Source organism: Candidatus Poriferisocius sp., assembly GCF_965204145.1.
GTDB lineage: Bacteria > Actinomycetota > Acidimicrobiia > Acidimicrobiales > Bin134 > Poriferisocius.
Genome location: NZ_OZ241977.1, coordinates 1,224,244 through 1,247,229 on the forward strand (window position 1 = coordinate 1,224,244; position 22,986 = coordinate 1,247,229).

A 22,986-nucleotide genomic window follows, 5' to 3' on the forward strand; every position below is an offset into this window, starting at 1 on the left:
GGGCCGGTCGGGCCCGCCGCCGGGGTCAGACCTGGCGCTCCTGCTCGCTCCAGTGGGGGTCGCGCAGCACCCGCTTGAGGATCTTGCCAGTGGGGGCCTTGGGCAGCTCGTCCACGAAGGCCACCGACCTTGGCTTCTGGTATGAGGCCAGGTTCTGGCGGGCGGCGTCGATGATCTCGTCCTCGGTGGCGGACATGCCCGGCTTGAGCACCACATAGGCCATGACCGACTCGCCCCAGGTGTCGTCGGGCACGCCGATCACCGCGGTCTCTAGCACGGCCTGGTGGGTGGCGATGGCCTCTTCCACCTGCACCGAGTAGATGTTCTCCCCGCCGGAGATGATCATGTCCTTGGCTCGGTCAACGATGAACACGTACCGCTCGTCGTCCCAGGTGGCGATGTCGCCTGTCCACATCCACCCGTCCTTGATGGTGTCGGCGGTGAGGTCGGGGCGACGGAAGTAGCCCAGCATGTTGGCCTCCGACTTCACGATGATCTGGCCGGGCGTCTTGCCGTCGCAGGGAACGTCCACGCCGTCGGCATCCACTACCCGAACCGAGGTGACGAACCCCTCCCGGCCGCACGACCGCAGCCGCTCGGGGCGGTGGTCGTCGCGGATGGCCCGGATGTGGTCCTCCTGGGCCAGGAAGCACATGGTGGTGCCCTCGGTCTGGCCGTAGCCCTGGATCAGGGTGCACGGGAACTTGTCCATGGCCTCGGTGATGACCCGAGAGGGCATGGGGCCGCCGCCGTACTGGATGTTGCGCAGGCTGGAGATGTCGTAGTTGTCGAATCCCTCCACGGCCATCATCCAGTTCAACATGGTGGTGACGCCCAAAAAGGCCGACACCCCCTCCTCTTGGATCAGCTCCAGGGCCAGGGTGGCGTCGAAGTTCATCAGCACCAGTGGGCAGCCGTGGGCCAGATAGTTCATAGCCAGCACCACCGGGATGTGGAACATCTGCCCGGTGAGCATGTACACGTCGCTGGGGACGATGCGCTCGGCCACCGTCTGGTTGAGCATCCCGAAATAGACGCTGCGGTGGCTGTGCAGCGCGCCCTTGGATTCTCCGGTGGTTCCCCCGGTGTAGAGGATGAACAGCGGGTCGGTGTCGCCCACCTCGGACGAAGCCTCGGGTTCGGCATCTGATGAGGAGGCCACGAGTTCTTCGTAGGAGCCATCGCCGCCTTCGCCGTACTGGAGCCAGTGCTCCACCGAGCTCACCAGCCCGGAAAGCTCGGCCGACTCAGCGGCGTATGCGCCCTGGGTGATGTAGGCCCGGGGCTCGCCGTTGTTGACGATCTTGGCCAACTCCGGGGCCGACAGTCGCCAGTTCATGGGTTGGGCCACCAGGCCAGAGCGCCCGCAGGCGAAGTACAGCGCGGCGTACTCCACTGAGTTCTGGCTCAATATGCCGACCCGGTCGCCCTTTTCTAGTCCCAGGCCAATCAGCCCGTTGGCCAGTCGGCGGACGTGCTCGTCGAAGGCTGCGAACGTGACCCGCTGGCCGGTGGTGGAGTCGATGATCGCCTCGCGGTTCGGCGTCTGCCGGGCCCACTTGGCGGGGATCTGGCCGATGTTCATCTGCGGCTCCTTTCTAGAGACCGATAGAGATGTTCATGGCCGCCTATGGCCGACCGTCCCTAGTAGGGCAGATCAAGGGCCAAGGAGCGCTTCTGGATCTTCCAGTCGTCGCCCACCCGCACGCAGTCGTCGGTGTACACGCCGCTGGAGAGGACGGTGAGCTGGCTGTTCTCCACGGTGATGAGCACCAGATAGCTGATGGCGGTGATGGTGTCCTCGGTCTCGTTCTCGAAGTAGAGGTTGGTCACCACGTGGCGGCGCTGGTCGGTCTGCTCTTCCATGGCCCCGCTGAAAAGCCCGGCGATGGCCTCCGACCCCTCGAAGGTGATCGGATCGCCCCCGGCGATGGTCATTGCGAACACCGGGTTGTCGGGGGCGAACATTCCGATGAGGAAGTCGCTGTCGCCCACGTCATAGGCCACCCCGGCGTGGTTCAAAAGCTCGGTTACTGCTTGCTTGTCTGCCATTGGATTACTCCATTCCCAGTTGCTCTACCGTGCCTCGCCACGCAAGCGAGCCACCGTCGATCAAAATGTACGCGCCGTTGATGAAGCCGGCCTCTCGGCTGGCCAAGAAGCACACCAGCTCACCGACCTCCGAGGGGAGTCCCAGGCGGGGGATGAGCGAGGTGTTGATAAGCGCCTTCTCGAACGCCGCCGGGTCGTCGGCTTGCTTCACGAAGTCGGTGACCATGTCGGTGGCAATGGCGGTGGGGCCATAGCAGTTGACCCTGATCCCCAGCGGGGCCAAATCCACAGCCAGGTTCTGGGTTTGCAGCCGGATACCGCCCTTGGATGTGCCGTAGGCCGCATTGTTTGGATAGGCCGACTGGGCGCCGGTGGATGCCGCGTTGACGATCGACGGCCAGTCGCTCTCCTTGAGATAGGGGAGCGCCGCCTTTGAGCAGATCCACGGGGCGACGGCGTTGACCTCCACCACCTTCCGGAACACGTCGAGGGACATCTGCTCCAGATTGCACTGGTCGGCGGGCGCCAACCCGCTTTCATGGATGCCGGCGTTGTTGTGCAAGACGTCGATGCCGCCGAAGGCCTCAGCGGCGGCCGCCATCAGTGCTTCCACCTGATCTGTATCGGTCACATCGCAGTGCTGGTATGCCGCGGTGCCCCCCGATGCGTTGATCTCGTCGGCGACCGCCTGTCCCTGTTCGTCGCTGAGGTCGGACACCATCACTTTGGCGCCCTTGCTGGCCGCGACTCGGGCGGTGGCCGCCCCGATGCCGGTCGCTGATCCGGTGATGACGAATCGCAGTCCTTCGATGCCCATTTATGCCCCCTAGTGCGAGATACGGCCCGCAGCGTAGGCGGCTTGGTTGGTGGCTGTAAAACAAAGCCGCCAGCCACATCGAATCGCAGGGCCACAAGGGTCTCTTGGTAGGTTTAGCCGGTGCCCTCGCTGATCACCACGCCGCCGGAGCGGGCCGGTGCCGACCCCCGCCCCGAGTTGGCCATTCACGAGGGACGGGTGCTCTTGACCGGCAGCCGGTGTGGGGACTGCGGCTATCCGCAGGCGGTGAACCCGCCGCGCTGTCCGATATGCGGAAGCCATTCCGTGGCGCCTGCGACCTTTGGCCCCAAGGGGACGGTGTTCAGCTCCACGGTGCTGCGGATCCCTGTGCCAGACCGCACACCGCCGTTCACCCTGGCCTATGTGGATGTGGACGAGGGTCCCCGGATCCTCGCCCACGTGGACGGGCCGGATGAGGCTCTGGTTCCCGGCAGCGAGGTGGTGCTGTCGGGATGGAGCGAGCACGGCGACCCCGTCGTGCGGAGGTCTGGGCCGTGACTGGCGCGGGCACGGCCATCTGGGGGGTTGGGACTTCGGCATTCGGCAAGCAGACCTCGCTGGGCGGTCCTCGCCTAGCCTGGCAGGCCACGGTCGAGGCGCTGGACGATGCTGGGTTGCAGGCTTCCGACATCGACGCGGTCTACGCGGGGACGGTATTCGGCGATCCGGGGACGGTTACCCGGTGCCTCCAGCAGATCGGCATCGTGGAAGTACCGGTTATCACCATCGAGAACGCCTGTGCCAGCGGCACGTCCGCGTTCCACGAAGCCCGCGAATCGGTGGAAATCGGCCGTTACGAGCGGGTTTTGGCTTTCGGCATCGAGACCATGACTGCCCATTTCGACGGGGCCATCAGTCCCATTGCCTCTGATCCCGACGGTGCCCAGGGCTATGCGATGCCCAGCATCTACGGAATGTCGGCCACCCGCTACAAGTACGAGTTCGGCGTGACCGACGAACAGATGGCCGAGGTGGCGGTAAAGAACCGCCGCCATGCCATAGGCAACCCCCGGGCCCAGCACCACAAGACCGTGACCGTTGAGCAGGTATTGGGCAGCCGCATGGTGGCTGACCCCATCACCCTGTTCCAGTGCTGCTCTATTGCCGATGCCGCGGCGGCTGCGGTGGTTGGGCCGTTGGGGGGCTCACGAGACCCGCGTGGAGAAGTGGCCATCCGCTCCAGCGCACTGCGCTCGGGCCGACTGTGGGACCACACCACCGACAAGGTGTGGGGCTGGGACATCGTGGCCGACACGGCGGCCCGGGCCTATGAGGAGGCCGGGGTGAGCGTAGGCGACATCGACGTGTTCGAGGTGCACGATGCCTTCACCATCGGCGAGATCATCACCACTGAGGCACTGGGGCTGTGCGAACTGGGCGAAGGCGGGCGGCTGGTGGAGTCGGGCCACACCTCGTTGGGCGGCCTCCAGCCAGTCAACCCGTCGGGCGGGCTCTTGTCACGAGGCCACCCGCTGGGAGCCACCGGTCTGGCTCAGATCGCCGAGATCGCATGGCAGCTTCGGGGCATGGCCGCTGACCGCCAGGTGCCCGGGGCTCGCCTCGGCGCTGTGGAGACCATGGGCGGGGGCACCGCAGGGATCGATGGCAACGCCTGCGTGGTGACCGTGCTGGAGCAGGTGGGCTGACTCAATGAGCGACCGGCAGACTTTGGCCATCGACGATGAGGTCTTGTCGCCGGAGCGGATCGCCGATCCCCATTCTTATTTCTCTGTGCTCCGCGAGCACGATCCGGTTCATTGGAATGAGAAGTACCGGGCGTGGTTCATTCACCGCTACGACGATGTGCTCGACGCGTTGCGAGACCCCCGGTTCTCCTCCGAGCGCATCGGCGCGGCTTACGACCGTCTGACCGACGAGCAGAAGGCTCAGCGCCAACCCACCTATGACATCTTGATGGACTGGTTGGTATTTCGCGATCCCCCCGACCACACCCGGCTGCGTCGACTGGTGAGCCGCGCCTTCACCCCTCGAGCTGTGGAGGCTTGGCGGAATCGAGTCATCGGCGTGGTCGACGAGCTGATCGATGGCTTATCCGACAAGGAGCACTTCGATCTGATCGAGGACTTCGCTTATCCCATCCCTGCGGTGGTGATCGCCGAGATGATGGGGGTGCCCGCCGAAGACCGCGACCGGTTCAAAGACTGGTCCGACGACGTGATGATTCTGGTGTTCGGTGCCCGTGGAGTGGGCGACCGGCGGGCCCGGGCCCAGCAGGGGCTGATCGAACTGGCCGCCTATCTGGGCGAGTTGGTGGCCCACTACCGGCAGCATCCGGCCGACAACATCATCTCCAACCTGGTGGAGGCCTCCGAGGGAGACGACAGTCTGGAAGACCCCGAGATCGTGGCCAACTGCGTGCTTTTCCTCTTCGGCGGCCACGAGACCACCACCAACCTGATCGGCAACGGCATCCGGGTGCTGCTCAACCATCCCGGCCAGCTTCAGAAGCTGCGGGACGACCTCTCGCTGATAAAACCAGCGGTGGAGGAGATCCTGCGGTTTGACGGGCCGTCCAAGATGGAGGTTCGCACCTTGGCCGACAAGGTGGAGATGGGGGACAAGACGCTCCCCGCGGGCGACATGGTGTACCTCGTGCAGCACGCCGCCAACCGCGACCCCGGGGTATTCGATCAGCCCGACCGATTCGACATAACTCGAGACCCCAACAACCACATCGGCTTCGGCTTCGGGCTGCACTTCTGTCTGGGGGCGTCGGTGGCTCGCCTGGAGGGGACGATCGCCCTGGAGGCCTTGGTGCGCCGCCTGCCCAATTTAGAGCTGGGGCCTGAGCCCGAGGTGTGGGTGCCCACCATGCTGAGCCGGGGACTGGAGCACTTGCCGGTGAGCCTGACATGAGCTCCCCGCGGCCCCTGGAGGGATTGGGCGCCGTGGTCACCGGGGCCACCGGCGACATCGGCGGGGCCATTGCCCGGGTGCTGGCTGGCCAGGGGGCGCGAGTCGGCCTCATCGCCCGGCGAGCCGAGCGTTTGGAAGAGCTGGCTCATGAACTGCAAAGCGGCGGCACAGATGTCTCCGTGGCTCCATGCGATGTGACTGATTCTGACGCAGTCTCAGCCGCCGCGGAGGCCATCAGCGAGGGAATCGGCCCCATAGACATCCTCATCAACAACGCGGGCGGCGCCCGGTTCACCGCTCCGGTACTGGACATCAACGAACCGGGCTGGTCGAAGACCGTGGCCCTCAACCTGACCGCACCGTTCTTGGTGTCGCAGGCGTTCGGGCGGTCGATGATCGAGCGGGGCGGGGGCAGCATCGTCAACGTGGGCTCGCTGTCGGGGTTGCGCCATCTACCCGGCATGGCGGCCTACTCCGCGGCCAAGGGCGGCCTGTTCCAGCAGACCAAAGCGTTGGCCCGGGAATGGGCCCCCCACGGCGTGCGAGTGAACGCGGTAGCCCCCGGCTTCGTGGACACCAGCGGCTGGGACAGCTACGACAAAGACGCGGTAGTAGCCGAGGCCGGCATCGGCATCCCGTTGGGCCGCTGGGCCACCGCCGAAGAAGTGGCCCTGCCGGTGGCCTTCTTGGCCTCCCCGGCCGCCTCCTACATCACCGGCGCAGTTCTGGTTATCGACGGCGGAATGCTGGCCTAGTTGCTGGTGAGGCGCAGTCCGGCGTCGAGCCGGACCACCTCGCCGTTGAGGAACGCGTTCTCCATGAAGTGGACGACGAGGTTTCCAACATCTGAAGGGGTGCCCAGGCGGTGGGGGAACACGTTGTCTTCCACCAGCTTGGCGATGAAGTCCTCGTTGAGGGTGGCCAACATGGGGGTGTCCATGGTGCCCGGGGCGATGGTCATCACCCGGATGCCCCACACCGCCAGGTCGCGGGCCATGGGCAGCGTCAGGCCGATCACACCGGCCTTGGAAGACCCGTAGGCCGACTGGCCCACTTGGCCCTCGTAGCCGGCGATGGAGGCGATGTTCACGATGAGGCCCCGCTCACCGTCTTCGTTGGGCTCGTTGGTCGACATAGCCGAAACCGCATGGCGGGCCACGTCGAACAGCCCGATCAGGTTCACCTCAATGTGCTGGCGGAAGTGCTCCATGGAGTTGGGGGTGCCGTCGCGGGAAACCACCCGCTGACCGGAGCTGATCCCCGCACAGCTCACCAGTACGTCCACCTGGCCGTGAGCCTCGGCCGCGGCGGTCACGGCCCGCTCGACATCATCAGAGTCAGTGACATCAACGGGGACAAAAGCCACCGCCTCGCCCATGTCGTCGGCCATGGCCTCTCCGGCCGAGGAGGGCAGGTCCAAGATCACCGCCCGGCCGCCCTTGCCCACCAGGGTCTTTATCACCCCGGCGCCCAGACCGGAGGCCCCGCCGGTTACCAACGCAACAGATCCAGGTACCTGCATCGCTTAGAACTCCCGGAGGCGGGCGCTGGTCGGGTCAACTTCGGTGCGCAGGATGTGCAGCTCCTCAGCAGTGGGCTCCGCGGTGGTGGGAATGTCGTCTTCGGGCATCACTACCTCGAAGCCGGTGGCCTCCTGAACCTGCTCAGCGGTAACGCCGGGGTGAAGCGAGGCCAGGCGCATCCGCTTGCTGGAGGGTTCGAAGTCGAACACGCACAGGTTGGTGATGCACAGCTGCGGCCCGCCGGGCATGCCCATGCGCTCTCGGTGGTCGCCGCCGTCGCCCCAGCCGATGCCGGAGCGGAAGTGGAGCTGGTCTACGAAGGTGCGGGGGTCATGGGTGGACGACCACAAGTAGATGCGGGGGATCATGGCCCCGAGATCGGCCATCCCGCCCCCGCCCGGCAGCCGCACCTTGGGGGCGTCGTAGGGGCCGATCACCGTGTTGTTGACGTTGCCGTAGGCGTCCATCTGCGCGCCTCGGAAGGCAAAGGTGTTGTAGCGGGCCCCTTGGGCGTAGCTCCAGAAGTCGAAGGGGGAATTGCTCAGCATGGAAGCCCCGCCCCACAGCGAGTCCGAGAGGGTGGAGTCGCCTATCTCGTCGGGATCGGCGTCGACGGCTATGGAACTGGCTCCCCACACCAATTCGGGCGCATGGGTGCGCCGGGCCAGCAGGTAGCCGCACACCGGAATGAACGACACCGCGCCGTTGAACGCCCGGGTGTCGTTGGACATGGCCCGGGAGAAGGTCACCACCATCAACTCGTCCATGGTGCAGTCGTAGCCGGCAACCGGGGTGCTCATGCCGAGGCCCCCGTCGCCACGCTGTTGACGGCCAAGAAGTCTTCCCAGGTCTCCGGCCCCACCACTCGTTCCTGGAAGAACTGGGTGAACGTCTCCCGGTCTCGGGCCGCCTGGGAGTACTCCGTGAAGAACCCTGAATCATGGCCGTAGTCGGGGAAGCACGAGCAGGGGTAGGCGCCGATTGGGGCTGGGGCCACCGTGTCGATCATGAACCTCGGATACGTCGTGCGCTCCGGCTCGGCCGTGAACGCCGCGGTGTCCACCACCCGCTCTACCGAAGCCACCGTGCGACTGGCCGCGTTCACGATCTCGTTGTCCATCCACACCAACTTGGGATTTACCCTGGTGTTGCCCCGCTCGTCGGCTTCGTGGGCGTGGACCAGGGCCACATCCACCGGCAGGCGAGTGCAAGCCACGTAGTGCTCGCCCGTGGGGCCGTCTTTCTCCTCGCGCACCGCGCCGCTTTCGGCGTGCAGGCCGAGCACGTCGGTGCCCAGTCCGGCCTTGGTGGGCATGAACGGCAGGTTGTAGCTCTGGGCCTGGAGTCGGCAGATCAACAGATGCTCGCTGTACTCCTCAATGGCCACCTGCCCCGACTGCACCGCCGCTCGGAAGTTGGGGGCCAGGCCCAGGCCCTCGAAGCTGACCAGCCCGGCGAGCACTCGGCGCACGCAGCCGCCGGCCACCAGCCAGTCCACCGCCATACCGGACACAATGGCCACCAAATCCAGGTCTTTCTTCTGCTGGCGCACCAGCTCGCGCACCAGGGCCATGGGGGCGCTGTTCATCGACAGGCCGCCGATGGCCACGGTGGAGCCGTCGGGAATCGATGCTGCCGCCTCTTGCAGTGTCGTGACTTTGCTCATGAGATCTTCCGCTTCCCCCTGACTGGCCATTCTTGAAGTTCTTGCAGCCCGCCGTACTATACGGCCCATGACCGAAGCCCCAGACATCCTCTCGCCCGAGTACGACGCCAATCCCTACCCCTTCTACGAGGTGCTACGCGACGAGTACCCGGTGATGTGGCACGAGGGCACTCAGGCCTACGTGATCAGCCGCTACGAGGATGTGGCCGGGGCGTTTCGCAACCCTCAGATCTCCAGCCGCAACTACGAATGGCAGACCGAGCCGGTTCACGGGCGCACCATCTTGCAGATGGAGGGCAAAGAACACTCCTCCTACCGGGGCATCGTCAACCCGATTTTCCGGGGCAGTTATCTGGAGCAGAGCATCGTGCCGGCCATTACCAAGGCGGCCCGCCAGCAGATCGGCGAGTTCTTGGCCGACGGCGAGGTGGACCTGTGCAAGAGGTTCAGCACCTACTACCCGATCGGGGTGATCGTGCAGCTCCTCGACCTCCCCATGGAGGACGTGCCCCAGTTCTACGAGTGGTACACGATGATCATGGACTTCGTGTCCAACATCACCGGCGACGAGGAGAAGAACCGCCGGGGCATGGCTGCTCGGGCGGAGATGGGGGAGTACCTCATGCCCAAGATCGCCGAGCGGCGGGCCAACCCCGGCGACGACCTGCTCACCGCCATGGTGACCAAGGAGTTCGACGGCGTGCAGATGAGCGACGACGACATACGAGGTTTTTGCAGCCTGTTGCTGACCGCCGGGGGAGAGACCACCGAGAAGGCCATCACCCTGACCATGCGGAACCTGCTGGACAACCCTGAGCAGATGGCCGAGGTGCGAGCCGACCGCCAGCTCATCGGCCCAGCCTTCGCAGAGACGCTGCGGTTCACCGGTCCGGTGCAGATGATCATGCGCCACACCGACGAGGACGTTGAGTTCTCCGGCGGCGCGGTGGAAGCAGGCCACACCCTCGAGCTGCTGCTGGGTGCAGCCAACCGCGATCCGGAGGCCTTCGACGAGCCCGACCGGTTCGATATCCACCGCACCGACATGGAGTTCGAAAAGGCCTTCTCCGCCGCCGCCGACCACACCGCGTTTGCCTTGGGTCGCCACTTCTGCGTGGGTTCAATGCTGGCCCGGGCCGAGTTGACCGTGGCCATGGACGCCCTGCTCGATGCCATGGACGACATTGCCTACGCCGATGGCTACGAGCAGGTGGAGACCGGGGTCTATACCCGGGGCTTGACCTCGCTGCCGCTGACGTTTACGCCGAATCCGGATTTTGTGGCTGGCTAGCGGGGGACGACGTAGCCCGCGTCGTCGCGGTCCCAGGTGTCGGGAGTGATGCCCTCTTCACGGAGCTTGAACTTCTGCACCCGCTCGGAGGGGGTCTTGGGCAGGTCGTCACACCAGCGCACATAGCGGGGGACGGCGAAGTGGGCCATGCGGGGGACGCAGAAGTCCAGCAGTTCGGTCTCGGCCAATTGGTGGTCGGGCTTGAGCACCACCACGGCCATCACCTCTTCCTCGCCCAGCTCAGAGGGCACGCCGATTACCGCTGACTCCAATACCGCGTCGCAGGTGTTGATCACCGCCTCCACCTCGTAGGAGGAGATGTTCTCGCCTCGGCGGCGTACGCAGTCCTTCATGCGGTCGATGAAGGTGAGGTAGCCGTCCTCGTCGAGGCGGCCCCGATCCCCGGTGTGGAACCACAGATTGCGGAAAGTCTCTACCGTCACGTCGGGCATGTCGAAGTAGCTGTCGATCATGATGTGGGGCTTCTTAGGCCTCACCACGATCTCGCCCGCGGTGTTGGGGGGTACCGGTCGATCTTCGGGATCTACTACCTGCACGTGGTACAGCGCCGACTCCCGACCAGCGGTGCCGATCTTGCGCATGCCCCGACGGTTCTCGGTGGTGATGGCCACCTCGGTCATGCCGTACACCTCGCTGAGATGCACGCCGAAGCGCTCCTCGAACGGCTCCCAGATCTCGATCGGACAGGGGGCGCCGAATCCGTTGCGCACCGGGTTGTCGGCGTCGTCGGGCCGCTCGGGCTGCTTCCACAGCATCATGATCAGCCCGCCCTGGTAGTTGAACGCGGTGATGCCGTCGGCTCGACAGCGGTCCCAGAACCGGCTGGCCGAGAACCGCCGGTCCATGATGAGCCGGGCATCGGCCTCCATGGCGCACATCACGCTGGTGTACTTGGCGTTGATGTGGAACAGGGGGAAAGCGGTGTAGAGCACGTCGTCGGCGTCGTAGCCCACCAGATCCACGGTGTGGCGGGCCAGGTTCAGGTTGGCCTCATGGCACAGCATCACGCCTTTGGACGGGCCGGTGGTGCCCGAGGTGTAAAGGATCACCGCGGTGTCCCGGTAGTCCACATCGGGTTCGGGGGCGGGGGAGTCGAGGTACAAGTCGGCCAACTCGTGGACGGTGACATGGCCGGGAAAGCCTGGGGTGCCTGAGTCTTCAGTGCCCTCGGCCCGGTTTACCACCACGTGCTCGAGGCCGGGGAGGCTTTGGGCCGCCTCGGCGATGCGGTCGAGGTAGTCGGCGTCGCACACCACCGCCGAGGAGCGCGACTGGCTGATCAGATACTCCAGCAGGTGACCCCGGTAGGCCTGGTTGATGGGCACCTCCACCACCCCGGCCTTGTTCATGGCGAACCAGGCGTCGATGCACTCCAGCGAGTTCTGCATCATCAGACAGGAGCGGTCGCCCTTCCCCAACCCGAGCGAGGCCAAACCGGCGGCCAGTCGGTCGGAATCCAGGTCGACCCCGGCGTAGGTTTTGTCCCGACCCTCCACGGTGAGGGCCAGCCGGTCGCCGTTGGCTTCGGCCTTGTGGCGGATCCACGCTCCGATGGTGCGCGGTGCGGCGGTGTTGGGGTTGGCGCTCATGGCTGGTCCCGTCAGTTCAGCACTTCGGGGGCCTCGCGCAGCAACCGCCGCACCGCCCCCTCCCAGTAGTACCGCACCGTCATGTGGTGGCTGTTGACCGCGGCCTTCAGGGTGGGGCGCTGGTCGGGGGGCACCGGCACCGGGGTTTGACCGGCCTGCATGGCGTCGTAGTTGAGGCGGCATACCCGCTCGAAGTTGGAGGCCCGGTAGACGGCCTGCTCGGTGGTCTCCCCGGCGATGAGTACCCCGTGGTTGGCCAGGATCACCGCGGTGGCGCTGCCTACTGCGTCGGCCATCTCTTGGCCTCCGGCGGCGTTGTCAACCCCTCCGGTGTAGGTGCCGAACAGGGCGATGTCGCCGTCGAACATGCAGGCCTGCTGGTCGGTGATCTCCGGCAGCTTGTGCATGGTGGACAGCAGGCTGCCGTAGTAGGGGTGGTTGTGGATCACCACTCGTGCATCAGGGCGGGCCCGGTGCATCTCGGTGTGGATGAACACCGCCGGGGTGACGTCCCAGCGGCCCTCGAGCACCTCTCCGTCGGCATTGATCATCAAAATGTCGGAGGCAGTGATCTCGTTCCACCACAACCCATAGGGGGTACACCACATGGAGCCGTCGTCGGCGTCGTCCCGCACCACGGTGATGTGCCCGGCCACATCCAGGGCGTATCCCTCGGCGTCGAGGATGCGGGCGGCGCAGGCGATCTTCTGAGGCACGGTGAGCGGCTGGTCGAGTCCGGGCATCACCCGGGGAAATCCGCTTTGTCCGGCGATGGCTTCGTCTAGCTTGCCCATTCCCTGCTAGATAGCACACTTGGAAGCTTCCCAAAGAATGTGAGAGCACCGGAAGGGGCGAACTATGGGCTGGAGAACGATGGGCGAGGCCGGGTATCCGGCCGGTTTGGAGGCCAATCCGGCCGTGCCGCCTCGCATTCAACGCTGGGATCACATCGGGATCGCGGTGCGCTCCATTGAGGCCGCGGTGCCGCTGTTTCGGGATGTATTCGGCGGGCAGTTCGTGATGGGGGGCGATGACATACCGCTGGACATCCGTACCGCCATGTTCAAGCTGCCCGACACCGTGAAGGTGGAGCTGCTGGAGCCGCTGAACGAGCAGAGCTACCTGCACCGCTTTATCGAAAAGCACGGGGAGGGTTTTCACCACGTGACCATCTTCGTGGACGACGTGGAGGCCACCATCGTGGACTTGGAGGCCGCCGGCTATGAGGTGGTGGACACAGAACTGAGCGAACCGCACTGGCGGGAGACTTATGTGCGCCCCCGATCAGGGCACGGCTGCCTGTTCCAGATCGTGGACTCGACCATCGACTGGATGAATCCCCACCCGCACTGCACGGTGGAAGACGTGATAGCCGGCAAGTGGCGCTGGTGGAGGAGCCAAATCTGGCACGTCGACCAACTGCCCGACGGCTATAGCGAATGATTCCCCGGTGGGCGGCGGGTCAGAGCCCCAGTTCGGCTTGGAGTTTTTCGGCTAGGCGGAATTTTTGGATTTTGGTGGCGGACATGGGCCATTCGTTGGGGGCCACGAACTGCACGTGGCGGGGGATCTTGAAACTGGCGATCTGGCCTCGGCAGAACTCGATCAGCTCGTCCTCGCTGGCCTCGGCCCCGGGCTTGAGCTCGACGAAGGCGGCCGGTATCTCGGAGTACTTCTCGTCGGGCAGGGGCACCACTTGGGCGATGGCCACCGCCGGGTGGGTCTGGAGGTAGCTCTCGATCTCCACCGCGGCCACGTTCTCGCCGCCCACCTTGAGCATGTCCTTGGTGCGGCCCAGATAGCTGATGCGCCCGTCGGGGTCGAGTGAGCCGATGTCGCCGGTGAAGAACCAGCCCTCGTCGTCAAAGCACTCGGCGTTCTTCTCCGGGTCTTTGTGGTATCCCTCGAACACGTTGTAGCCCCGCACCCAGATCTCGCCTGCTTGGTGGGGCTCGGCGAGCGTTTCCCTGGTCTCGAGGTCCTTGATCTTGACCTCGATGCCCCGGAACGGGCGGCCCGACGACACCGCCCAGGTTTCCGGGGGGTCTTCGGGGCCGGAGAAGGCCACCACGCCGCCGCACTCGGTGAGGCCGTAGGCGTTCATGTGGCGGGCCCAGGGGAGCAGGGCGTGGATGGCCCGCAGCGCGTCGGGGGGCGCCACGTTGTTCACCAGCCGGATGCGCTGGAACTCGTCGGAGTCCCAGTCGGGGTGGTTGATCATGGCCTGGGTGACCGGCGGGAAGGTGGAGAAGCACACGGTGGCCTTCTCGTCGCGCATCTGGGCGATGGCCTGGGCCGGGTCGAAGTGGGTGATGGTGACATAGGACGACCCCGCGTCGAGGCAGCCGATGAGCGGCAGGATCGAGCTCATGTGGAACAGGGGGAGCGGGTCCCAGAACACGTCGGTGTCGGTCAGCTCGAACCGGGTCCGACAGGCGGTCACCGCGGTGCGCACCAGCGACTCGTGGTTCAGGGGGCAGCCCTTGGGCTCGGCGGTGGTGCCCGAGGTGTAGATCATCAGGGCCTCATCCCGGATGGCCACCTGGCTGCGAAGCAGCTCCACCTCGTCGTCGGCAGCCTGCTCGGCGAGTGCCTCGAATGCGCCTCGGTCCACCATCCCGGCGGGGGAGGTGCTGCCCAACAGCACCACTGCTTTGAGTTCAGGGGCGACGTCGAGATCGAGATTGGCCGGGTCGGGCGCCTCGGCCAAGCCGGGCAGGCAGTCGTGCAGAATCACCACATAGTCGGTGAACTGGTCGATGATGTCGCTGGTCACCAGCACCTTCAGATCGGCGTTCTCGGTGACATAGGCCAGCTCCCGCCCCTTGAAGCGGGCGTTGATGGGAACCGGTACGGCGCCGATGAGGGAGGCGCCGAACATCACCTCGATGAAGTCCATGCAGTTGGGCATGAGGATCCCCACCCGGTCCTGGGGCCGAACCCCCAGTCCCAACAGCGACCGAGCCGACCGCCGGGCCGCGTCCTCCAATGACGCAAAGTTGTGCCGCGTGTCCGGGAAAACCACCGCGTCCTGATCCCCATACAGCGCCGACCCCCGCACCACCAGATCGCCGTACGTGGTCACATCAACCCAAGTACTCATCCCCGTAGCTTCGCGCACCCCCCTCCCACCCGACGAAAAATGCACACCTCCCCATCACTTTTCGCCGAAAAGTGTCAAGTAGCGATGCGGATCGCGCCAAAGTTCTACCATTATGGTAGAATCTGTCTATGGATCTGAACATCAAAGACCTCGACGATGACGTGGGCCAACGTCTGAGAGAACAGGCGGCGGCAGCTGGTCTCTCAGTGCAGCAGTACTTGCGAAACGAGCTGACTCGCATCGCGTCACGCTTGTCACCTGCTGAATTGTCCGGCGATTACCCGCCGATGGACCGTTCAGAGTTCGAATCCATCCGCCAGCAACTGCGCGACCTAGATGCCCAGTAGCGTCGTCTGCGACGCCGGGGGAGTGTTGGCGGTGGCCGGTGTGCTGAATGGGACGGTGCCAGTTGACGCAGAGTTTCTGGCTCTGGATTGGTCGGCGATGACCGTTGGTCGTTTTGTAGCAGCTCGCCATGAGGGCAATCCGGAGAGGGTTCAAGTAGAGATCGGGCTTGCTCTTTCCGCAGTGCACGAGTGGTTCACGGTTCGCACTCTGGTGGCAGAGACCATCTTGCGGGCCGGTATAGGAGCAGTGGATGTTCTTGACTCATGGTCCGCCCTCGTACTCGCCGAACATCTTGACCTGCCGTTGTTCACTGCCTCAGATGAAGTCTCCAGTTCCCGGATTGAAATACGCCGCCCCTGGTAGGCACCCGCCGAGCATCTAGAGTCGAACTCTCAGCCCGTAGGCGTCCTTTCCTCCGAGGTATTCACGGTATCGCTCGCCGTGGGTGGCTATGAGCTCGTCGAGGGCTGCGAGACCGGATGCCGACGCGGTGGCCTGGCCGCTTCTGAGGGCATGGCGGGCTTCCAGGAGGCCGCCGAGTCCGTATTCAGTGTCAGGCATGAACACCGCGGGTCCGGCAAACTTGTCCATCTGCTCGATGGCCGGGAGCACGATGGCGGCAAGTTCAGCTCCTATGAGCGACCCGGCCCCACGTGCCGGCTAAACAGGCATTTTGGTTATTTCAGAGGCACAGAGAGGCGCATCGTGTGACCACGAGCGACAGCCGGCTACGTTGGCAGGGTGCGATCGCTGAGCGACTACCTCGACCTCACCGTTGAGCAAGCCCGGTCGCAGTGGAGCCAGATACTTCGACGACAGCCGAAGCCACGCCAAGAGCCGTTTACTCCCGTGGAAGCGATCTTGTGCTACGGGCTCTTCCAGATTGTGGATGAGCCCCACAAGTACGGGAGCGCCTCGATCCGAAACGCGCCTCCAATCGTGCTCCGTCTCGCAGAGCTGTTTGTCCGGCCTCCGACCTCGATCACTCACAAAATGATGAACCTAGAGGGGGGTGCTCGAAACCGGGGTGGAAAGTTCGAACCAGACTTCTACGCCAAGATGAGGAGAGATCCCAGCCGGTTCACTCAGCTTTACAACATCGCCCTCTCGGCTGCTCGAGAAATGGGAGTCCGTCCTCTGGATCTGCCGGACTTCCTGATGCTGGAGGGGGTCGACTACTCCGACCTATTGGGCCAAGAGGAACTGGATCATCAGGAGTTGTCACGAGTGGTGACCAACATGGCTGCTCAACAGCGAAGTCGCCGTTTGGGAGACGTAGGAGACACCGAGCGAGTTGTTGAACAGAAGGTTCGCATCGGCCAGCACAGATTCGCGACGGAGGTGCTTGAGAATTTCAGGTACACCTGTGGGTTCTGCGGATTTGCGCCCAATGCGCTTCGCGGTAACAAGCTGCTCGTAGCATCCCACATCAAGCCCTGGTCTGTCTGCGACAACAAAGAGCGTGTAGATGTCCTAAACGGCGTGGCAGCCTGCCCGACACATGACGCGGCCTTCGACTCGGGTCTCATCACGGTCAATGGCGGATTGAGGGTCCATCGGGCCCCGAACCTGGAAACCAGCACGCGCGCCGATCCTGGTGTTGATCAGTACTTCGGCCAAGTGCTCAAGCGCGAGTTGATCATTCCAGAGCAGGCCGAGCGCCCGGGGGATCCATATCTCACTTGGCATCACGAGCACGTCTTCCAAGGAGTCGTCGAAACCTGACTTAACTTAACGACATATTGCTCTGGAGAGAGTGCTCAAGGCAATGGTATGCTGGCATACATGAAGCGCACCACGGTGAAGCTCCCTGACGAGACTGATGCCCGGCTTCGCCATGAGGCAGAGCGGCGTGGCATCACGATATCCGAGTTGACTCGTGAAGCCATTCAGGCGCATCTGGGTGCCCAGAGAACTCTTGGTGCTGCCGCTGCTGGGCGGAGCGGGCGCCGCGACATCTCGGAGCGAATCGAAGAGATTCTGGCCAAAGAGGTAACGCCATCGCCCTGATCGTCGATGCAGGTCCGCTCTACGCCTACATCGATGCTGACGACCGGCACCACGAATCCAGCCTTGAACTACTGCTGACGCATCCGGGTCCTCTCGTTGTGCCCACCTTGGTGATCACCGAGGTCAGCTACCTCGCAGCAACTCGTCTAGGTGCCGAAGCCGAAGTGAGATTCTTGGGCGATTTCGCTTCGGGCCAGCTTGGAGTGGAGCCAGTGGCGGCAGGCGACTGGCTTCGCATGGCAGAGCTTGTCCACAACTACCGCGATCTGCCGCTGGGTACGGTCGATGCATCGGTCGTGGTTGCGGCCGAGCGCCTCGGAATCACGACGGTTGCGACGATGGATCGACGGCATTTTACAGTGGTGAAGCCGCGCCACTGCGATGCCTTCGATCTCCTGCCCTGATGCAGCTGTCCGTCAACAACCCTTGTCCGTGCAAAATAGTGAAATTGGGAGAGGAGCTCTAGCTCTTCTCGAATAGGTCGTCGCAGCCGATGAGATCGGGGTTGGTGGGGGCTAGGCGGTGGATCATGGTTTGGATGGCTTCGGGGTTGTTGTCGATGAGGAGGTAGTCGCGGTTGTGCTTGGCGGCGGCTTCGCCGAGGGTGCCGCTGCCGGCGAAGAAGTCGAGTAGGAGGTCGCCGGGCTTGGAGTGGACCTTTACCAGGCGTTCGAGGACGCCGAGGGGCTTTTGGGTGGCGTAGCCGGTTTTCTCTTTGCCGTTGGGGCTCACGATGGTGTGCCACCACACGTCGGTGGGGGTCTTTCCCCGGGCGGCCTTTTCTTTGCCGACCAGGCCGGGGGCCATGTAGGGGATTCTGTCCATCTCCTCGTAGCAGAACGTGTAGTCGGACGGGTCTTTGGCGTACCAGAGGATGCTGTCGTGTTTGGCCGACCACTTCTTCTTGGAGCGGGCCCCGTAGTCGTAGGCCCAGATGATCTCGTTCATGAAGGAGTCTCGGCCGAAGATCTGGTCGAGCAGCACTTTGCAGTAGTGGACCTCGCGGTAGTCGATGTGCAGAAAAAAGCTGCCGTTGTCGGTGAGCACTCGATGAGCTTCCTCGAATCGAGGGGTGAGGAAGCCCAAGTAGTCGTCGAAGGCGTCCTCATAGCCTGACTTGCCGAGGCGAATCGTCTGGTAGCGGCGGCCAGCGAAGCCGATTCGGTCTCCGTTGGCCTCGTCGTGAGCGGTTTTGATCCGGTCGCGCTCTTGACGCTTGCCGGTGTTGAACGGCGGATCAATGTAGATGAGGTCAACGCTACGGTCGGGCAGGCCCTGCAACACCGGCAGGTTGTCGCCGAAGACGATTTTGCCCATCTCTTCCAATCTTAGTGGTCCGACTGCAAACTTCCCGGTATATTGAAAACTATTGAAAATGATTGAATCCACAGTGATGTCCACATATCCACAGGAGAGGCGAAGGATGGAGTGTCCATCGCGCACGAGGGCTCATTGCCAATCCTTAGGATGGCTTCGGTGGCCTAGTTGGAGAGGAGCAGCTGATGCACGAGTTTCGGGTCCATGTTGAGACTGACGAGGAGGGGTCGAGCTGGTGGAGCGAGGACGGTTGCGGTTTTGTTGCGGTCGCTGACACGTTGCCTCAGCTGGAGTCCTTGATCCATGAATGGGCTGAGGATGAGGGCATCACGGAATTCACGATGGTGATGCCGGATGTGCAGACAGAGGTTGCCATGGGCGGTGAGCCGGTCAAACCCCTGCGGTAGCTAGCTGGCTGCTGCGGAGCCAGCGGCGTGGGCGGCTACGAGGAGGGGGCCGATGGTGCCGCCGGCGCCGGGGTAGGCGGCGCCGAGGGGGCTTGCCGCGGCGTTGCCTACGGCGTAGAGGCCTTCGATGAGGTTGCCGTCTTGGTGGCGGACTTGGCCGTGGATGTTGGTTCGGGGGCCGCCCTTGGTGCCGAGGCAGCCGGGGTGGAGGTGGACGGCGTAGAACGGCGGCTCGTCTACTGGGCCGAGTGTGGGATGAGGAGCATTGGGATCGCCGACGAAGCGGTCGTAGATGGAGCGGCCCCGTCCGAAGTCGGGGTCGTCGCTGTTGGTGGCCAATTGGTTGAAGCGGGCGACCGAGGCGGTGAACTCCTCGCCGTCTATGCCGATGGCGGCAGCCAATTCGGCGAGGTTGTCGGCCCGGTACAGCCACTTGGGATCGGGGTCGTCTCGGCGCAGCGGGCCCAGGTGGTAGCGGCGGCGGTAGCTGGCGTCGAATACCAGCCAGGCGGTGGCCGCCGGATACTGGAATCCGGTGGGGTCGAAGTCCTGCATGGCTCGGCCCACGTCGTTGTAGTTGCGGGCCTCGTTGGTGAACCGCCGACCCCGAGAGTCCACCATTAGCGAACCGGGCCGGGCCCGCTCGGTGAGCACCAGCCGGTGAAACGTCTCGCCGTCGATGGTCTCGCCCGGCACGGTCATGGCCGGACACCACCATGCCTCGGCCATGTTGCCCAACTCGGCCCCTGCGGCCAGCGCCAGGCGGAGCGCGGTGCCATCCATGCCGGGAGCACCCACCGGGCTGGTCATCGGCCCCCGCAGGAACGCCTGCACCAGGGAAGGGTCCCGTTCGAAACCCCCGGAGGCCAAGATCACCCGACCGGACAGCACATCAGGGCCGATGCGCACCCCGTTGACCGTGCCGCCCGACTGAGCCAATCCGTCCATGCCGATGCCGGCGAGGATCACTGCTCCGGCGGCCTCGGCAGCCTCCGTCAGGGAGGCGATCATCGACCGTCCCATGGTGATCATGCCGCGGCGGGACCGGTCGGCCACCTCGTCCCAGTCGATGTTTCCGGTGGCCAGCTCCCGGTAAGTGATGGGCGCGGTCACATTGGGGGCGGTCCGGATTCGCTGGTCAAGGTCGGGTGGCACCTCACGGGGCTGGGGCTCCAGGGGACGATGTCCTGGCTTCCCGCCGGGTAGTTCTGGGTGGTAGTCGGGGTAGGGGACGGTTTGCCATGACAATCCAGTGGCTGACTCCAGCCAATCGGCCACCACCGGTGCTTGATCGGCGAAGTAGCCCACGAGTTCGTCGTCCACGTCGCCCAGCCGCAGCGCCTGCAAGTACCGGCGGGCTTCGGCAGGGGAGTCGTCCACCCCTTCGTCCGCCATCATCCGGTTGGCAGGCATCCACGCCAGACCCCCCGACAGTGCGGTAGTGCCACCCAGCACCGATGCCCGCTCTACCACGGTGACCTCGGCTCCCGCTTGCGCCGCGGCTACCGCCGCAGTCAACCCGGCGGCCCCCGACCCGACGACGACTACTGAAGCCACGTCAGCGGGGTAGCGGAACCGCTATTCGCCCTGCAAGGCAGCGGCCAGCGCGGCGGTGTCAAACCACTGGGACAGACGGCAGATACGGCCGCCTTCGACGTCGAATATGTCTACAGCGTCGAACGACACCACTTGTCCGTCTTGGGTTGCGCCGTTGAAGGTGATCTCTACCACCACGGTGTTGCCGGCTTCCAGGAACCGGGTGGGGTTGTCTTGGTGGACCGGGAATCGCTCGAAGATCTTCTGGAACATGGTGATGGCTTTGTCAGATCCGATGCGGGGGCGCGACCCGGAGGGGATCAAGTCGAGCTGGGGGTGCAGGACCGAGGCCATCAGGTCCCAGTCCTCGTCGTTGAGCGCGGTGAAGTAGTCCTTCACCACCGCAAGCGGGCTTTTGGTCGATCCTTCAGCGCTCATCAGCCGGCCCTCAGAATGTCTTTGACCTCGCGCATGGCCCGGAATGACCAGCCGGCCAGCTCGGGGTCGCCGAAGGCGGTGACGTTCCACATGATCAGGTGGCGCAGACCGGCGTCGTAGTAAGTGCTGACCTCTTCGGCGATCTGCTCGGGAGTGCCGCAGAAGCAGTAGTAGTCCACCACTTTGGGCGGGATGCCGTCGATGATGGCTTCGGCCTGCTCCCGGGGCACCGACGCGGGGATCAGATCGTGGAATCCCTCGGGCGGCTCCACCCCCAGTTCACGGAAGATCTGCGGGGGCAGCATCACCATGATGGCCCGCAGCAGCGGGGCCTCCTGCATGCGCCGCAGCGTGGCCTCATCGGGGGCGGCCAGCACGTAGGCCAGCAATCCGGGGGTGACTGCCTCGGCGTCTCGGCCCGCTTCCACCGACGACTGGCGGATGGTGGCCAGCGAATCGGCGTAAACGTCGGGGGCCAGCTTGGTGGGAAGCCAACCGTCGGCCAGCCTGCCGGTGATGCGCAGCATCCGGGGGCCATGGGCCGCAGTCCAAATGGGCGGGGGAGTGTCCCCGTAGGGCGACAGGCCGAGCACGGCGTCGTTCAGCTGATGGAACTTCCCCTCGTAGTTGATGGGGCCGTCGGCGCCCCACAGTGCCCGAATGATCTCGATGCCTTCTTCCAGTCGGCCCACGGGGCGGTCGAAGTCCATGCCATAGGGGGTGACGTTCATCCGCTCGCCCGAGCCCAGCCCCAAGATGGCCCGGCCCTGGGTGAGGTGGTCGAGGGTGAGGGCCATGTTGGCCACCATGGCCGGGTGGCGGCGGATCAGGTCGGTGACCACGGCCCCCACTTTGATGGTCTCGGTTTGGGCACCGACTGCGCCCATCATCACCAGCGGGTCGAAGTACACGTGGCCGCTGGGCTGCACTGCGGCCAGCGGGCTCATGTCCGGGGTCCATATCGAGTCGGGGTGCCAGCCCATCAGGTGGCAGGGCCACCACAGGGCGTCGTATCCATCGGCCTCAGCCCGCTGTCCTAATTCCACCGCCCGGTGGGCCGGGGGCATGATCTGGCCGGGAACGCCGATCTCGAGGTCTTTCATCCGCCGAACTCCCGGCGGCGCATGTTGTCGGGGTCGATCACCTCGCGGATCAACCGCACCTGCTTGATAGTGGGCACCGCGGTGGTGGGCAACTGCCCCTCAGGGGCGGGCAGCTCGAAGCCGGTGGCCTCCTGCACTTGCTCAAAGGTGACACCAGGATGCAGCGACGCCACCTGCATGTGACGGGTTTCGGGGTGGAAGTCCATGACGCAGAGGTTGGTGATCACCAGCTCTGGTCCGCCTTCCAGTCCGGCATCAGATCGCTCCGATCCGCCGCCCAGGTAGCCGGCACAGGAGATGAAATCCACCTTCTCCACCAGCGAGCGGGGGTTGTGATTGGGATTCCAGTAGTAAAGCGCTTTGCCGATTGATCCCATGTCGCCCAAACCGGCGGTGCCCGGAAGCCGCACTCGGGGAGCGTGATAGTCAGTGCCGATGATCGAGTTGTTGCCGTTTCCGTAGCGGTCGAGTTGAGCCGACCCGACGCAGAACTTGGTGAGCCACCGGCCGTTCAGGGCAATGGTCCAGAAGTCGCCGTACTGCTCCACGTACATGATGGAGTCCCGCCACAGGGGGGCCTCGAGGGTGGAGGCGGGCACTCGGTCGGGTCGGGGTTCGAGGCCGACCGCTCCGGCCAGCCACACCAGGTCGGGGGCGTGGGTGAGCCGAGCCAGCCAGAAGGCGCTCACCGGCACGAACGAGGCCATGCCGTTGCAGGCTTGGTCGCCATCGGTGAAGCAGGCGGCGAGCCGGGCGATCATCAGCTCGTCGATGGTCCAGTCGTCAGCCGGGGGACTGTTCTGCCAGTCACTCATGCTCTTCCTCCCGATGCGCACCTTCCGGACGTTCTCTCGCCAACGAGTACCT

27 protein-coding genes are annotated in these 22,986 nt (G+C 64.6%); 12 read left to right on the forward strand and 15 right to left on the reverse strand.

What is annotated here, in order from left to right; genetic code table 11:
• Window positions 1-25 precede the first annotated feature (25 nt).
• The 3 genes from ACOGI7_RS05520 to ACOGI7_RS05530 are packed head-to-tail and all read right to left on the reverse strand — an operon-like array spanning window position 26 to window position 2,869.
• Window positions 26-1,585, reverse strand: a complete 1,560-nt coding sequence (locus ACOGI7_RS05520; RefSeq protein WP_419850910.1) for an AMP-binding protein — start codon at window positions 1,583-1,585, stop codon at window positions 26-28.
• A 59-nt stretch (window positions 1,586-1,644) separates the two neighbouring features.
• Window positions 1,645-2,052, reverse strand: a complete 408-nt coding sequence (locus ACOGI7_RS05525; protein WP_419850911.1) for a nuclear transport factor 2 family protein — start codon at window positions 2,050-2,052, stop codon at window positions 1,645-1,647.
• Window positions 2,053-2,056: 4 nt separating this feature from the next.
• Complete coding sequence (locus ACOGI7_RS05530) at window positions 2,057-2,869, reverse strand: SDR family NAD(P)-dependent oxidoreductase (protein ID WP_419850912.1); 813 nt, start codon at window positions 2,867-2,869, stop codon at window positions 2,057-2,059.
• 120 nt (window positions 2,870-2,989) lie between these two features.
• Here ACOGI7_RS05530 and ACOGI7_RS05535 point away from each other — a divergent pair, with 120 nt between their 5' ends.
• The 4 genes from ACOGI7_RS05535 to ACOGI7_RS05550 are packed head-to-tail and all read left to right on the forward strand — an operon-like array spanning window position 2,990 to window position 6,522.
• On the forward strand, window positions 2,990-3,388 hold the full coding sequence (locus ACOGI7_RS05535) for a Zn-ribbon domain-containing OB-fold protein (protein WP_419850913.1): 399 nt from the start codon (window positions 2,990-2,992) through the stop codon (window positions 3,386-3,388).
• Window positions 3,385-4,536, forward strand: coding sequence for a thiolase family protein (locus ACOGI7_RS05540; protein WP_419850914.1), 1,152 nt, complete (start codon window positions 3,385-3,387; stop codon window positions 4,534-4,536). Before ACOGI7_RS05535 ends, ACOGI7_RS05540 begins: the two co-directional genes overlap by 4 nt.
• 4 nt (window positions 4,537-4,540) lie before the next feature.
• Window positions 4,541-5,767 (forward strand): cytochrome P450, encoded by a 1,227-nt coding sequence (locus ACOGI7_RS05545; RefSeq protein WP_419850915.1) that lies wholly within the window; start codon window positions 4,541-4,543, stop codon window positions 5,765-5,767.
• A complete protein-coding gene (locus ACOGI7_RS05550) occupies window positions 5,764-6,522 on the forward strand; it encodes an SDR family NAD(P)-dependent oxidoreductase (protein ID WP_419850916.1) in 759 nt (252 codons plus the stop codon). The genes ACOGI7_RS05545 and ACOGI7_RS05550 overlap by 4 nt, the downstream gene beginning before the upstream one ends.
• Here ACOGI7_RS05550 and ACOGI7_RS05555 read toward each other — a convergent pair.
• The 3 genes from ACOGI7_RS05555 to ACOGI7_RS05565 are packed head-to-tail and all read right to left on the reverse strand — an operon-like array spanning window position 6,519 to window position 8,956.
• Window positions 6,519-7,289, reverse strand: coding sequence for an SDR family NAD(P)-dependent oxidoreductase (locus ACOGI7_RS05555; RefSeq protein WP_419850917.1), 771 nt, complete (start codon window positions 7,287-7,289; stop codon window positions 6,519-6,521). The genes ACOGI7_RS05550 and ACOGI7_RS05555 overlap by 4 nt on opposite strands.
• 3 nt (window positions 7,290-7,292) lie before the next feature.
• Window positions 7,293-8,090, reverse strand: a complete 798-nt coding sequence (locus ACOGI7_RS05560; RefSeq protein ID WP_419850918.1) for a CoA-transferase subunit beta — start codon at window positions 8,088-8,090, stop codon at window positions 7,293-7,295.
• A complete protein-coding gene (locus tag ACOGI7_RS05565) occupies window positions 8,087-8,956 on the reverse strand; it encodes a CoA transferase subunit A (protein WP_419850919.1) in 870 nt (289 codons plus the stop codon). The genes ACOGI7_RS05560 and ACOGI7_RS05565 overlap by 4 nt, the downstream gene beginning before the upstream one ends.
• 67 nt (window positions 8,957-9,023) lie before the next feature.
• On the opposite strand from ACOGI7_RS05565, the gene ACOGI7_RS05570 reads away from it, so the two are divergent.
• A complete protein-coding gene (locus tag ACOGI7_RS05570) occupies window positions 9,024-10,247 on the forward strand; it encodes a cytochrome P450 (protein WP_419850920.1) in 1,224 nt (407 codons plus the stop codon).
• Here the strand turns inward: ACOGI7_RS05570 and ACOGI7_RS05575 are convergent.
• Both ACOGI7_RS05575 and ACOGI7_RS05580 read right to left on the reverse strand, forming a co-directional pair.
• Window positions 10,244-11,857 carry an AMP-binding protein gene (locus ACOGI7_RS05575; protein WP_419850921.1) on the reverse strand — a complete coding sequence of 538 codons (1,614 nt, stop codon included), beginning with the start codon at window positions 11,855-11,857 and terminating at the stop codon, window positions 10,244-10,246. The two genes, ACOGI7_RS05570 and ACOGI7_RS05575, sit on opposite strands and share 4 nt — an antisense overlap.
• An 11-nt stretch (window positions 11,858-11,868) precedes the next feature.
• A complete protein-coding gene (locus ACOGI7_RS05580; protein WP_419850922.1) occupies window positions 11,869-12,651 on the reverse strand; it encodes a class II aldolase/adducin family protein in 783 nt (260 codons plus the stop codon).
• Between the two features lie 64 nt (window positions 12,652-12,715).
• On the opposite strand from ACOGI7_RS05580, the gene ACOGI7_RS05585 reads away from it, so the two are divergent.
• The gene (locus ACOGI7_RS05585; protein ID WP_419850923.1) at window positions 12,716-13,300 is read left to right on the forward strand and encodes a VOC family protein; all 585 of its coding nucleotides are present in this window, start codon (window positions 12,716-12,718) and stop codon (window positions 13,298-13,300) included.
• Window positions 13,301-13,319: 19 nt separating this feature from the next.
• Here the strand turns inward: ACOGI7_RS05585 and ACOGI7_RS05590 are convergent, their stop codons facing one another.
• Window positions 13,320-14,960 carry a class I adenylate-forming enzyme family protein gene (locus tag ACOGI7_RS05590; RefSeq protein ID WP_419850924.1) on the reverse strand — a complete coding sequence of 547 codons (1,641 nt, stop codon included), beginning with the start codon at window positions 14,958-14,960 and terminating at the stop codon, window positions 13,320-13,322.
• 128 nt (window positions 14,961-15,088) lie between these two features.
• On the opposite strand from ACOGI7_RS05590, the gene ACOGI7_RS05595 reads away from it, so the two are divergent.
• Together ACOGI7_RS05595 and ACOGI7_RS05600 are read left to right on the forward strand one after the other, a co-directional pair.
• Window positions 15,089-15,307, forward strand: a complete 219-nt coding sequence (locus tag ACOGI7_RS05595; RefSeq protein WP_419845960.1) for a FitA-like ribbon-helix-helix domain-containing protein — start codon at window positions 15,089-15,091, stop codon at window positions 15,305-15,307.
• Complete coding sequence (locus tag ACOGI7_RS05600) at window positions 15,297-15,671, forward strand: hypothetical protein (protein WP_419850925.1); 375 nt, start codon at window positions 15,297-15,299, stop codon at window positions 15,669-15,671. The genes ACOGI7_RS05595 and ACOGI7_RS05600 overlap by 11 nt, the downstream gene beginning before the upstream one ends.
• A 15-nt stretch (window positions 15,672-15,686) precedes the next feature.
• On the opposite strand, the gene ACOGI7_RS05605 is transcribed toward ACOGI7_RS05600, so the two are convergent.
• Window positions 15,687-15,920 carry a hypothetical protein gene (locus ACOGI7_RS05605; protein WP_419850926.1) on the reverse strand — a complete coding sequence of 78 codons (234 nt, stop codon included), beginning with the start codon at window positions 15,918-15,920 and terminating at the stop codon, window positions 15,687-15,689.
• Window positions 15,921-16,157: 237 nt separating this feature from the next.
• On the opposite strand from ACOGI7_RS05605, the gene ACOGI7_RS05610 reads away from it, so the two are divergent.
• From ACOGI7_RS05610 to ACOGI7_RS05620, 3 genes are read left to right on the forward strand one after another with little or no spacing between them, the layout of a single operon-like run.
• A complete protein-coding gene (locus tag ACOGI7_RS05610) occupies window positions 16,158-17,033 on the forward strand; it encodes an HNH endonuclease (RefSeq protein WP_419850927.1) in 876 nt (291 codons plus the stop codon).
• Between the two features lie 60 nt (window positions 17,034-17,093).
• Window positions 17,094-17,318 (forward strand): CopG family transcriptional regulator, encoded by a 225-nt coding sequence (locus ACOGI7_RS05615; protein ID WP_419850928.1) that lies wholly within the window; start codon window positions 17,094-17,096, stop codon window positions 17,316-17,318.
• Complete coding sequence (locus ACOGI7_RS05620) at window positions 17,318-17,722, forward strand: type II toxin-antitoxin system VapC family toxin (protein WP_419851470.1); 405 nt, start codon at window positions 17,318-17,320, stop codon at window positions 17,720-17,722. Before ACOGI7_RS05615 ends, ACOGI7_RS05620 begins: the two co-directional genes overlap by 1 nt.
• 58 nt (window positions 17,723-17,780) lie before the next feature.
• On the opposite strand, the gene ACOGI7_RS05625 is transcribed toward ACOGI7_RS05620, so the two are convergent.
• Window positions 17,781-18,635 carry a DNA-methyltransferase gene (locus ACOGI7_RS05625; protein WP_419850929.1) on the reverse strand — a complete coding sequence of 285 codons (855 nt, stop codon included), beginning with the start codon at window positions 18,633-18,635 and terminating at the stop codon, window positions 17,781-17,783.
• Between the two features lie 185 nt (window positions 18,636-18,820).
• Between ACOGI7_RS05625 and ACOGI7_RS05630 the strand changes: the two genes are divergently transcribed.
• The gene (locus ACOGI7_RS05630) at window positions 18,821-19,042 is read left to right on the forward strand and encodes a hypothetical protein (protein WP_419850930.1); all 222 of its coding nucleotides are present in this window, start codon (window positions 18,821-18,823) and stop codon (window positions 19,040-19,042) included.
• Here the strand turns inward: ACOGI7_RS05630 and ACOGI7_RS05635 are convergent, their stop codons facing one another.
• From ACOGI7_RS05635 to ACOGI7_RS05650, 4 genes are read right to left on the reverse strand one after another with little or no spacing between them, the layout of a single operon-like run.
• Window positions 19,043-20,599, reverse strand: a complete 1,557-nt coding sequence (locus ACOGI7_RS05635) for an FAD-dependent oxidoreductase (protein WP_419850931.1) — start codon at window positions 20,597-20,599, stop codon at window positions 19,043-19,045.
• 21 nt (window positions 20,600-20,620) lie between these two features.
• Window positions 20,621-21,016 carry a nuclear transport factor 2 family protein gene (locus ACOGI7_RS05640; RefSeq protein ID WP_419850932.1) on the reverse strand — a complete coding sequence of 132 codons (396 nt, stop codon included), beginning with the start codon at window positions 21,014-21,016 and terminating at the stop codon, window positions 20,621-20,623.
• Window positions 21,016-22,119: an LLM class flavin-dependent oxidoreductase gene (locus tag ACOGI7_RS05645; RefSeq protein ID WP_419850933.1), complete on the reverse strand. Its 1,104-nt coding sequence runs from the start codon at window positions 22,117-22,119 to the stop codon at window positions 21,016-21,018. The genes ACOGI7_RS05640 and ACOGI7_RS05645 overlap by 1 nt, the downstream gene beginning before the upstream one ends.
• On the reverse strand, window positions 22,116-22,934 hold the full coding sequence (locus tag ACOGI7_RS05650; RefSeq protein ID WP_419850934.1) for a CoA-transferase subunit beta: 819 nt from the start codon (window positions 22,932-22,934) through the stop codon (window positions 22,116-22,118). The genes ACOGI7_RS05645 and ACOGI7_RS05650 overlap by 4 nt, the downstream gene beginning before the upstream one ends.
• Between the last annotated feature and the right edge of the window lie 52 nt (window positions 22,935-22,986).